Below are 12,626 nucleotides of genomic sequence, written 5' to 3'. Positions count from 1 at the left end.
CTTCAAAAGTAAAGTAAAAGCATATTACTCACCATCATTAAATGGATAGAATAGTAGTACAATTCTATAGCTGTCAACCTACATTTTGTGCATAAAACTACTTTATAAATAAACATAAAGCCACTTATTGCTGACATATTGCTTTCGCATAGAAAAATGTTATCAGCTTCATTTTTGCGAAAAATAGTGATGGCTAAGACTTCAATTTATCACTAAACATTTATGTGAAATGCCAATGAAAATACTATGAGCAGTGGTTGATTGGAGTGTAGACGGGGATTCAGCGTCACAGATGAGACCCTGGAGCGAGCATGCGAGTGAAGCGGCTCATCGGACGCCCCCAGGAAAGCACTCAGTCGGAACGGAGATCAACCCCTCGTTTTGAAAAAGGGCTATACTTTTTAATTTGTCACCTTGATTTCATTGACTTAATAGTATTTCAACAACATGAAGCGGTACAATAAAGGATTTATTGTACCGCTTAACTTATTTACGACAATCTAGCAATAATGCCTTCCTCATCATCTAATACAAGCTCGATACCAGTTGAAAATGGATCACCATGTAGGACATCTTTAATCCATACGCGTAATGCACCAATCATCGCTGCTGTATTGAATAACTCTATCTGTCCATTCACTTCAACTTCAGCACCAAAGCCTGTATCATCATCGTAGGTTAGCTCTACAAGCACTTCTTCTGGGCGAATATTTTTATAATATGCCTGTGATAAGCATATAGCATTAATAATATCTTGTTCATTAATTATTTGTGCCATTGTGCTTCCTCTTTACGCTTCTTATCTTTAAACATATTGATAATTTTTACGACAAGCATAATGATGACTGCAATTGCTGCAACGTTAATTAATAAACCTAAAATATTACCTAACAAACCCATACCGCTAAAGAGACTACCAAATAATAAACCAGCTAAACCACCCAGCATTAGACCTTTCATAAGACCACCAGAAAAGAAGCCGCCTTTTTTTGCTGTTGTATCTGTTTTGTTTGTAGATGTTGTATTGTTTTTATTTGTTGTTGCATTATTTTGATCTTTAGATTTGTCCTGAGATTTTTGGATATTTGAGCTATTATTATTGTTTGTAAAGCCTTTTTTCCCCGATTTATAGGATTTAGCTTCTGCAGTTGGTGTATCAGAAACAAATAATGTTGCCCCAACAGTCGCAAACATCAGTGTCGCTACAAAAATAGCGGCAAGAATTTTTTTCATTACTTAATTCCTCCAATATAATTTTTCATTTTGTCATAAACTAGTTCTTACAACTAATTTTACATGAACGTTTTCAAAAAATAAAATAATAGCCGTCATTAATTTAGAAATAACGACAAATTTGAACAAGCAGTGTCGGCAGAAAGGGTATAAAGACAATAGGATGGAGTAAGACGATGAAACAAACATTGATGCTATTAACAGCAATTTTCCTCCTATTATATACGACAGAAAAAAGACGCTTTTTTCAATGCAGTAGTTCTAGGGCTATTAGTTTTATATATTTCAAGAGCAATCATCATTCAGTACCCTCTATTGCTACCAGATAATCAGGGAGTTGTCTTGGAGATGGGATTCATCATTATACTTGGGGTAGTTTTCGAGCATTATGTTTATTTTATCGATTGTTCATGATGATTTGGTATGTATTTGTGATATTTATGATTATATGAAAATTGGTATAAACTTTTTTTCTATGCGTTTTTAATTTTTGGTTATACAATGTTTGTATACACAAGTATAATGTCATTTGCAACAGTCAATCATTTTACATCTATTCGCTATGGACCAAATTATATTATTGTTCTGAGATCAGGGCTAATTGGTCAGCTAGTCGTTCAGGAAACAGATGAAAAAGTATTGGAAGCCTATACCATGAAAAATTTTATGGTGGAAGTATATCAAATACCTACTCAAACGATAATAATGGAAGATCAATCAATGAATACTGAAAAAAATATGGCATTTTCAAAGGCATGATGGATAAACATGCGCAAGGAATTGACTCAAAGACTGCCTTTTCTCGTTTATTAAACATGTATAAATGAGTTCATAAATATGTTTTTTTAGTTACCATATTATTCATTAGGTTAATACTAAGAACGTATGTGTAATCAATTTTAAACTGTCTTCCATATAATATTGGCAAGATGGTTTTTTTATAATGCAAGGGGGGAAACGAATGTATGGACAATTTTTAGCTGAACGAAATAAAAAGCGAATTGAATCCTTACTAATGCTCACGCAGACTCAAGGTACATGGTTTGCACAAAACATCAAATTGCTAACATTTGAAGAAGTGTCATTAACAGCCTTGCATAAAATGCTGTATCAAGTTGTGCTTGGACTTTTAAAAAAAAATCAACAACGCCATTTACAAATTGTTCATCCAGAGCAGACACAATCAATACAGGAAAATGTCTTAACGCTTTTAGCTGAGTATGATGATTTACTGCGTGAAGCGATTCCACTCCCTATTTATATTTTAATTTGGCAAATTTCTTCACTTGAGAAGTTAGCCTATTGTAACGAGGTTGCTGACGATGTAATCGATGTATTGGAATGGTATTTTATCAATCAAGATAAGCAGTTTGAAGCATTTGATGAAGAAGATTTAGATCATGAGGTCATTATTGATTTATATAAAGAGTCAATAGAAGAACAAGATGCAGAAGCACAGTTTCAGCTTGGAGAATATTATAGTGCAAGTGAAAGCTCCTGTTTTCAGCCTGAAAAATCTTTAAAATGGTTAGAATTAGCAGCATCGCAGGGGCATGCCGATGCACAATATGAACTTGGGAATTTTTATTTCGAAGGTATAGGTGTACAGGAAAATTATCGCAGAGCTTTTTCATTGTATGAGGCGGCGGCAAAGCAAGGGCATCCAGATGCAGCGAATAACTTGGCGGATATGTATTTTAACGGTGAAGGAGTATCAGAAAATATCCTTCTTGCGAAGAAATGGTTTGACTTCGCTGCCAAGCAGGGTGTTGCTGAAGCAATGTTTACTCTTGGAATAATTTACGAGCAAGGGTTAGGTGTCGACATTGATGAGGAGCACGCATACTTCTATTATAAAAAATCTGCCGAAGCAGGCTATGTTGAAGCACAATATAGGCTTGGCGGAATCTGTTTTGAGGGGCGATTAGGTCAGCCCCGAGATGTGAATCGTGGTTTATATTGGTATGAAAGAGCTGCAGAGCAATACCATGTAGACGCATTTTATGATTTGGGGTTTATTTGGAGTCAAGGTTTAACGGGTATACGTAATATTGAGAAAGGAATTCATTGGTTTAAACAGGCTGCTCTTCAAGGAGACTCAGAGGCAAAATTACAGCTTGGGCATCTTTATAATAATGGAGAGGGCATAACTAGAAATGTAAAAGAAGCTATTAAATGGTACGGACTGGCTGCGGAGGCAGGAATAGAAGAAGCAGCCGTTTTGCTGAATGAATTAAAAGGAATGTAAATTTTTCGTAAAAAAATTATAGTTATTTAGTTTCTATTATCACTCTTGGTTTTATAGGTATAAAAGGTTGTTTTTGTTGTTTGTTTTAGGTATATATTAATGCATAGAACTAACGGTAAAAATATTAATATAGTGAAGGGATAATAAAGACAAAGGAAAAATAAACAAAAAATAAGCAAAAGAAATATTAGTTGATACAAATTAGCTACCAAAAGATATAGTGGTAGCTTTTTTACTGCTTTAAGCCAATAGTTTGGCTACAGGGACTTTTTATACAATTAATGGTAAAAAATGTATGATAGGAAATTGACAGCTATTTATAAAATGGATAAGGTATATGAGTGATTTTGAAAAGAGTAGTTCATGCTATGGCTAAAAGATAATTGGGATTTTGTTCAACTAGAACTTGAACAGAAATTAACCTAAACCTATTTTCTTACATTTTGAAATATATATTTTTGTAAACGGAATTGGATTTTCTCAGCTTTGCAAAAGTACACGTGAAAGAGGGAAAATGTGTGATTTTTCAAAAACAGAGAAAGACAGCAGCGATAGACCTTCAGCAATATGTTGTAAAAATGGATGTTTCTAATTGCAAGTCAATGGTCAAGCAAATAGAAATGCTAAATTTAACAAAGCAGGATTTACAGTATTTAAAAGCCTTTCAGCCATTTGTTATAGAAAATATTAATGATATTGTTGATAGATTTTATAGAATGATAGGAACTGAGGGTAGTTTAGTAAGTATTATTAATAGTCACAGTTCTGTAGAAAAATTAAAAGTAACGCTTGGCCGCCATATTATAGAAATGTTTAACGGCACAATTGATGATGAATTTTATCGAAGACGTACTAATATTGCTAAAGTACATGTTCATATTGGTTTAAGAACACAATGGTATATTTGTGCCTTCCAAGATTTATTTTTATCATTCATGGACTTAGTAGAAGAGCACATTCATCATCCCAAAGATCAGTTTAATACTATACGAGCCATTTCTAAAATTTCAAACTTTGAGCAGCAATTAGTATTAGAGGCCTTTGAAAATACTGTTGAGCAACACAAAGAGAATATGGAACGGAAAAAGGAAGCCGTGGAAAAGGAAATCGTCACGTCTACAGAAAGTCTTGCTACAATATCCCAAGAAACAAATAACTCATTTCATCGAATAAGCAAGCAATCAGATGAAATTAAACAGTTTGCAAAAAACTCACTTTTGGTGTCAGCGGAGGCTGAGAAGCAGGCAGTAGAGGGAAGAGAACGAATAAAGAGTCAATCACAAAATATGTGTAATATTATTGATTTGCTGAAGGATATAACAGAAAATATTGAACAGTTGACTGGTATGTCAAAAGAAATGGAATCAATTATGAATGTTGTTACCACAATTGCCAACCAGACCAATTTATTAGCTTTAAATGCAGCTATAGAAGCAGCCCGTGCTGGAGAAGCGGGTAAAGGCTTTAATATAGTTGCTAATGAGGTTCGAAAACTATCGATTCAAACAAAAGATTCTGTGACCTCAGTAGCCATGTTGTTACAAAAAACAAATGAACGGACAGATAAGCTAACACACTCTCTTAATAATATTCAAGAAGAGGTCATATCTGGCAAGGAAAATATGGTTCAAACAGAAGGGCAATTTACGAAAATATTAGAATCGATGACAGAGGCAAAAGAGCAAAATGATAGTATGGAAAAAGAAGTATTAGCGATAGCGGAGGTTCTTAATGAGCTAGGGATTGCCTTTGAAGAAGTAACGAATTCAGCTGAGAAATTAGCAAATGTTGCCCAACACTTAAATTAATTCAGAGTAAAGATATTATTGTGGTAACCGAAATCTACAGCCTATAAACACTATAACAACCATTGATATATGGTGTTTAATGGTTTTTCAGTAAATATTAACTAATATATTGCCGGAATTTTAAGTCAAGGGTATTTTTTGTTTCATCATGAAAAGATACATATTTAGTCATAGTAATGGAGCTATCCTCACCACGGGATAGCTCCATTTTTGCTAAATTTGTAAAGGGTTGAGCGTAATTTTCAATAAAAAGGGTTTATACTAAAGGAAGACAACAAAAATTAGGGGCGGTTAATATGGAAACAGTGGTTGTATTAGGTGGAGGAATTACGGGTTTATGTACGATGCATTATTTACAGCGCCAAGTAAAGGAAAAAAAATTAAATGTAAGGCTTGTGCTTGTTGAAAAAAATACATATTTAGGTGGTAAGTTGCACTCTGAATACGAACAGGGATTCATTATGGAGACAGGGGCAGATTCAATAGTAGCCCGTCATCAAGGTGTTATGGAGCTGGTTGAAGAGGTTAATTTTAAGCAAGATTTGGTATACAACGAAACGGGGATTTCTTATATATACACAAATAATGAGCTCCATGCGATTCCGGCAGATTCAACATTCGGTATTCCGATGAGCCTTCACTCTCTGGAAGAAAGCACACTTGTATCCGAAGAAGGTAAAAAAGAAGCATTAAAGGATTTGACAATGCCAAATGTAGGCTTTACAAAAGACAGCTCAATTGGAGAATTTTTAACGTACTATTTAGGGGAGGAGCTTGTTCAAAACCAAATAGCGCCAGTATTAGCAGGTGTGTATTCAGGAGATTTACATCAACTATCGATTGCCTCCACATTACCTTATTTAATTGATTATAAAAATGAGTACGGTAGTATTATTAAAGGTTTTGACGCAAATCGAGAACAATTTGTAAAAGCTGCTAATAAAAAATTTATTTCATTTAAAAATGGTTTATCGTCTTTAATTGATCGTCTTGAAGAAACATTAACTGATGTAGAAATTTTAAAGGGAATTACCACTACTAGTGTCAACAAGCAGGAAAACCACTACCAAGTTACTTTAGCAAATGATACGATCATTGAAGCAGATCATGTAGTTTTAGCATTACCTAATGAAACTGTACAGTACCTATTAAAGGATGAAACATTGAACCGTTATTTTGACCAATTCAATACTGCCTCCGCTATTACAATTTATTTAGGATTCGATGTACCCGATAGTAGATTACCAGCTGATGGAACAGGCTTTATTGTGTCTCATAATTCTGATGTAATCTGTAATGCAGCGACATGGACAAGCCGTAAGTGGAAGCATACTTCAGCAAATGAGCAATTACTTGTTCGACTCTTCTATAAAAGCATCAACCCCGCATATGAGAAGTTACGTAGGATGACAGATGAAGAATTATCTGTTGTTGCCTTAGAGGATGTAAGAAAAAGCTTGGGGATTAAAGAAAAACCAAGTGTCGTGAATGTAAGTAGATGGATTGATCAAATGCCGAAATATGATTTAGCACATCGTGAGGCATTACAGGGCTTATTACAAGAGCTCGAAACAAACTATCCGAATTTATCCATTGCGGGCTGCTCTTACTTTGGTGTAGGTATAGGTGCTTGTATTCAAAACGGTAAAAAAATAGGGGATAATATTGCTGAAAAATTATCTTAATTGCAGAATATAAGACAAAAAATTATATTTTTCGTTTGAAATATCCTTTGTTACGTGAAATAGTCTTGACTCAAACGTTTGTTAACGTTATGATTCTTTTAATTATTTAAAAAATTCATACTAAATTCTTATCAAGAGAAGCTGAGGGACTGGCCCAATGACGCTTCAGCAACCAACTTTTTGTCAGGTGCTAAATCCAGAAGACCCTATGGTCGAAGATGAGAAGGAACAACAATTACGAAACGTAAAAGCCTTCTTTGTGTTAAAGAAGGCTTTTTATATTATAGAAAAATAGAAAGAGGGGCTAGTTTTATGGGGTTGCTTGAAAAGTTAAAAACGCATGTTCTTACAGCAGATGGTGCAATTGGTACGGTATTATACGGCTATGGCTTGGAGTACTGTCATGAGGAAATGAATGTTCAAAGACCAGAATTAATTGAAAAGATTCATAGAGAGTATATAGCAGCTGGAGCCGATATTATTCAAACAAATACTTATGGAGCGAATGCTATAAAATTAGCACGTTACGGATTAGAGTCGCGTGTTCAGCAGTTTAATGAAGCAGCTATGACGATTGCCAAGCGAGCAGCTGCAGATGGAGGTCAATTTGTTTTAGGGACTATTGGGGGGATTCGAGGCATTCGGAAAAGCGATGCAACCTTAGAAGAAATTTTAGCGACTGTTGAAGAGCAAGCAACTGTGTTACTGGCAGGGAATCCAGACGGCCTTTTACTTGAAACCTATTATGATTTTGAAGAATTAACAGCAACATTAAAAATGCTTCGAGCTAAAACAAAGTTGCCAATCATTGCGCAAGTTTCAATGCATGAACCGGGAGTGCTGCAAAATGGTAAGAGTTTAAATAGTGCCCTACATGAGCTCGAGGCACTGGGTGCTGATATTGTAGGTGTTAACTGTCGTTTAGGTCCATACCATTCGATTCAGGCATTTGAGGGTGTAGAACTTCCTGAAAAGGCATTTATGTCTACCTATCCAAATGCATCTCTTCTAGATTTAGAAGACGGGCGTGTTGTTTATGAGTCAGAGACAGACTATTTTGGTCGCGCTGCTGTAGCACTTCGAGATCAAGGCGTTCGTTTAATAGGTGGGTGCTGTGGTACGACACCAAAGCATATTGCTGCAGCGAAAAAATACTTAGAGGAATTATCTCCAGTAGAAGAAAAATTAGCGAAGCCTGAGAAAGTAGAGATTGTACGTGAGGCAGAACCTTCAAGATTCGAGCCATTGCATATAAAAGTAAAACGTCAACGTTCGGTTATAGTAGAGTTGGATACACCAAGACATTTAGAAATCGATGGTTTTATTAAAGGTGCTAAAAAATTATATGAGGCAGGCGCAGATGTGGTCATGATGGCGGATAATTCCCTAGCATCGCCAAGAATAAGTAATGTGGCAATGGGCGCATTATTGAAAGAAACACATGGGGTACGCCCGTTAACACATATTACATGCCGAGATCGTAATTTAATTGGGCTGCAATCTCATTTAATGGGTTTAAATGCACTAGGCATTCATGATATTTTAGCGGTTACTGGAGATCCAACAAAGGTTGGGGATTTCCCAGGGGCAACGAGTGTTTATGACGTATCATCAATGGAGCTTATTCAATTAATCAAACAGTTAAATGAAGGTGTATCTTTTTCAGGGAAGCCACTACGTCAAAAGGCAAATTTCTCTGTAGCCGCAGCGTTTAATCCGAATGTACGTGTATTAGACCGAGCTGTATCTCGATTAGAAAAGAAAATTGAACATGGGGCAGATTATTTTATTTCACAGCCTGTCTATACAAAGGAAAAAATTGTAGAAATTTATGAGGCGACAAAGCATTTAGAAGCACCAATTTATATAGGAATTATGCCAGTTACGAGCTATAAAAGTGCGGAGTTCTTACATCATGAAGTTCCCGGCATTAAATTATCTGAAAACGCATTAGCACGGATGAAGGCTTGTGGTGAGGATAAGGAGCACGCGACACTAGAAGGAATTGCAATTGCTAAGGAATTAGTAGAGGTAGCCGCAGAATATTTCAATGGTATTTACCTCATTACACCATTCCTACGCTATGATATGACACTAGAACTAATGAAATTTATAGAGCAATTGGATGAACAGAAAAAAGGGGTAAGTATAAATGGCTAAGCATTTGATTGAAGAGCAACTTGAGAAACGAATTTTAATTCTTGATGGCGCAATGGGAACAATGCTACAAAACGAAAACTTATCAGCTGAAGATTTCGGTGGCGAGGAATATGATGGCTGTAATGAAAATCTTGTACTAACTAGACCTGATGTGCTTGAAAAGGTTCATAGAAAATATTTGGAAGCAGGGGCAGATATTATTTGCACAAATACATTTGGAGGTACTCCACTTGTATTAAATGAATATGATCTGGGAGCAAAAGCAGAGGAAATCAATAAGCGTGCTGTAGAAATAGCACGTAAGGCAGTGGATGATTTTACTACCTCTGATTGGCCACGTTTTGTAGCAGGAGCGATGGGACCTACTACAAAGACCTTATCAGTGACAGGTGGAATTACCTTTGATGAGCTAGAAGAAAACTTTTATGTACAGGCAAAGGCATTAATTGAAGCTGGAGCGGATGTATTGTTGCTTGAAACCAGCCAGGATATGCTCAATGTGAAGGCGGGCACTTTAGGAGTATCTCGCGCATTTGAAGTGACTGGCAAAGTGCTTCCTGTGATGATATCGGGAACAATTGAACCAATGGGAACGACACTTGCAGGACAATCCATAGATGCATTCTACATTTCTATCGAGCATATTAAACCACTATCTGTAGGTCTGAACTGTGCGACAGGGCCAGAATTTATGACGGACCATATTCGTTCATTAGCAGAGCTTTCTACGGGATATATAAGCTGTTACCCGAATGCAGGCTTACCTGACGAGGAAGGATGCTACCATGAATCACCAGAGTCACTGTCACAAAAGCTAAAAGGCTTTGCAGAAAAGGGCTGGCTGAATATAGTGGGAGGCTGCTGTGGAACAACACCGGCCCATATCGCTGCTATTCGTGAGGTACTAAAGGACGAAAAGCCACGCCAATTACCTGAGAAAACTCATGGTCATGTAGTGTCGGGTATCGAGCCATTAGTGTACGACGATTCTATGCGTCCATTATTTATTGGAGAACGTACAAATGTAATTGGCTCTCGTAAGTTTAAAAACCTAATTATTGATGGGAAATTTGAGGAAGCAGCAGAAATTGCTCGTGCACAAGTAAGGAATGGTGCCCATGTTATTGATATTTGTTTAGCAAATCCTGATCGTGATGAACTAGCAGATATGCGAGGCTTTATGCAGGAGGTTGTGAAAAAAGTAAAAGTACCTCTTGTAATAGACTCAACGGATGAAAAAGTTATCGAAGAAGCACTCAAATTTTCGCAAGGGAAAGCTATAATCAACTCTATTAATTTAGAGGATGGGGAAGAGCGTTTTGATGCTGTGATGCCGCTTGTGAAAAAATATGGTGCCTCTTTGGTTGTTGGAACGATAGATGAACAAGGGATGGCAGTTGATCGACATCGTAAGCTAGAGATTGCTGAACGTTCCTATTACTTGTTAACAGAAAAATGGGGACTTGCACCAGAAGATATCATCTTTGATCCATTAATGTTTCCGGTAGGTACAGGAGATGAGCAATATATTGGTTCTGCTTTAGAAACAATCGAAGGAATCCGACTCATCAAAGAAAAAATGCCACGTACATTAACAGTGCTTGGTGTCAGCAATATCTCATTTGGATTACCGCCTGTTGGCCGTGAGGTGTTAAATGCAGTTTATTTATATCATTGTACACAGGCAGGCTTAGACTATGCGATTGTGAATACTGAAAAGCTAGAGCGCTACGCTTCCATTCCAGAAGAGGAAATTAAGCTTGCAAATAATTTATTATTTAATACGAATGATGAGACATTAGCCATATTCACAGATTTTTATCGCGATAAAAAGAAAGAAAAAACAGAGGCTGACATCCCTAAAACAGTAGAAGGTCGTTTAGCTTACTATATTTTAGAGGGGACAAAAGAAGGTCTTATTGAGGATCTAGAAGCTGCTCGTGAAATATTTGAAGCACCTCTTGATATTATTAATGGTCCATTAATGGATGGAATGGCTGAGGTTGGTCGATTATTTAATAATAATCAGCTTATTGTTGCTGAAGTATTACAATCCGCTGGGGTTATGAAGGCTGCTGTTGCTCACTTGGAGCAATTTATGGAGAAAAATGAAGAGAGTGCTGGTAAAGGAAAGATGGTGCTAGCAACAGTCAAAGGGGATGTCCATGATATCGGGAAAAACCTAGTTGATATTATTTTAAGCAATAATGGCTATAAGGTGGTTGACCTTGGCATCAAAGTAACTCCTGCTCAATTAATTGAAGCTGTTCGAAAAGAAAAGCCGGACTTTATCGGGCTTTCAGGCTTACTTGTAAAATCAGCACAGCAAATGGTCATCACGGCACAGGATTTCAAAGAAGCGGGGATTGACGTCCCAATTTTAGTGGGCGGTGCAGCATTATCTCGACGTTTTACAGAAACTAAGATTGCGGATGAGTATGATGGACCAGTCATCTATTCGAAGGACGCGATGCAAGGATTAGAGCAGGCAAATCTTTTAATGGGTTCAGAAACACGTGCAGATTTCCTAGCCAAAATTGATGAATCCCGTAAAAAACGTTTAGAAGCAGATGAGAAACGAGCTGCCCGCCCTGCAAAAGAAACAGCTATAAAACCTGCTCGCACAGTAAAGGAAGCACCTGTATTTTTACCAGCCGATGTAAGGCGACATGTGAAAAAGGAATATTCTGTATCTCATTTATATCCTTATGTAAACATGCGCACTTTACTTGGTCACCACTTGGGTTTGAAGGGGCAAGTACAACAATTACTTGATGCGGGAGACACAAGAGCAATAGAATTAAAGGACTTAGTGGACGATTATTTAAAAAGTGACTTGTTGAAACCGTCTGGAATGTATCAGTTTTTCCCTGCACAGGCAGATGGAGATGATGTAATCGTCTATGATCCAGCAGATAATAAAACAGTAATTGAGCGTTTTACCTTCCCACGTCAGCAAGTGGAACCATTTTTATGCCTTGCAGATTTCTTAAAAACGGTTGAGAGTGGGGAAATGGACTATATTGCCCTAATGGTTGTTACAGCAGGACAGGGGGTCATGGCAAAGGCGCGTGAGTTAAAGGAGGATGGGAAATTCCTTGAAAGCCATGCATTACAATCTACAGCACTAGAATTAGCAGAGGGCTTTGCAGAAAGAATGCATCAGGAAATTCGTGATCAATGGGGCTTCCCAGATGCCACAGACTTTACAATGCGTGATCGTTTTGCAGCTAAATATCAAGGACAGCGCTTCTCATTCGGCTATCCTGCGTGTCCAAATTTAGAGGATCAGGAGAAGTTGTTTGGCTTATTAAAACCGGAGGATATTGGTGTTCATTTAACTGAAGGCTTTATGATGGAACCAGAGGCTTCTGTTTCTGCAATTGTCTTTGCACATCCAGATGCTCGCTATTTTAATGTGTAAGGTTAAAATAAGAAATTGATATAGAGGTAAGATTGGCAAACTGTCATAATTGATTGAAGGATGTGAAC

8 protein-coding genes and 1 riboswitch are annotated in these 12,626 nt (G+C 37.0%); of the genes, 6 read left to right on the top strand and 2 right to left on the bottom strand.

What is annotated here, in order from left to right; all coding sequences use genetic code 11:
- Window positions 1-490: 490 nt before the first annotated feature.
- Window positions 491-778: a DUF2653 family protein gene (locus QNH24_RS23205; protein ID WP_054771913.1), complete on the bottom strand. Its 288-nt coding sequence runs from the start codon at window positions 776-778 to the stop codon at window positions 491-493.
- Window positions 766-1,233, bottom strand: coding sequence for a hypothetical protein (locus QNH24_RS23200; RefSeq protein ID WP_283869745.1), 468 nt, complete (start codon window positions 1,231-1,233; stop codon window positions 766-768). Before QNH24_RS23200 ends, QNH24_RS23205 begins: the two co-directional genes overlap by 13 nt.
- A gap of 522 nt (window positions 1,234-1,755) precedes the next feature.
- Between QNH24_RS23200 and QNH24_RS23195 the strand changes: the two genes are divergently transcribed.
- The 6 genes from QNH24_RS23195 to metH all read left to right on the top strand — a co-directional run bounded on the left by QNH24_RS23195 (window position 1,756) and on the right by metH (window position 12,558).
- Window positions 1,756-1,992, top strand: coding sequence for an ElyC/SanA/YdcF family protein (locus QNH24_RS23195; RefSeq protein ID WP_283869744.1), 237 nt, complete (start codon window positions 1,756-1,758; stop codon window positions 1,990-1,992).
- Between the two features lie 202 nt (window positions 1,993-2,194).
- Window positions 2,195-3,481, top strand: a complete 1,287-nt coding sequence (locus QNH24_RS23190) for an SEL1-like repeat protein (RefSeq protein WP_283869743.1) — start codon at window positions 2,195-2,197, stop codon at window positions 3,479-3,481.
- Window positions 3,482-3,999: 518 nt separating this feature from the next.
- Window positions 4,000-5,289 (top strand): globin-coupled sensor protein, encoded by a 1,290-nt coding sequence (locus QNH24_RS23185; protein ID WP_283869742.1) that lies wholly within the window; start codon window positions 4,000-4,002, stop codon window positions 5,287-5,289.
- Window positions 5,290-5,585: 296 nt separating this feature from the next.
- Window positions 5,586-6,974, top strand: coding sequence for a protoporphyrinogen oxidase (locus QNH24_RS23180; RefSeq protein ID WP_283869741.1), 1,389 nt, complete (start codon window positions 5,586-5,588; stop codon window positions 6,972-6,974).
- Window positions 6,975-7,099: 125 nt separating this feature from the next.
- Window positions 7,100-7,199, top strand: a riboswitch (SAM riboswitch).
- Window positions 7,200-7,286: 87 nt separating this feature from the next.
- Window positions 7,287-9,134 (top strand): bifunctional homocysteine S-methyltransferase/methylenetetrahydrofolate reductase, encoded by a 1,848-nt coding sequence (locus tag QNH24_RS23175; RefSeq protein ID WP_283869740.1) that lies wholly within the window; start codon window positions 7,287-7,289, stop codon window positions 9,132-9,134.
- On the top strand, window positions 9,127-12,558 hold the full coding sequence (gene metH / locus QNH24_RS23170; RefSeq protein ID WP_283869739.1) for a methionine synthase: 3,432 nt from the start codon (window positions 9,127-9,129) through the stop codon (window positions 12,556-12,558). Before QNH24_RS23175 ends, metH begins: the two co-directional genes overlap by 8 nt.
- The last annotated feature ends 68 nt before the right edge of the window (window positions 12,559-12,626 follow it).

The organism is Lysinibacillus pakistanensis, assembly GCF_030123245.1.
Taxonomy (GTDB): domain Bacteria; phylum Bacillota; class Bacilli; order Bacillales_A; family Planococcaceae; genus Lysinibacillus; species Lysinibacillus pakistanensis.
This window is presented reverse-complemented; position numbering and strand designations above follow the sequence as displayed.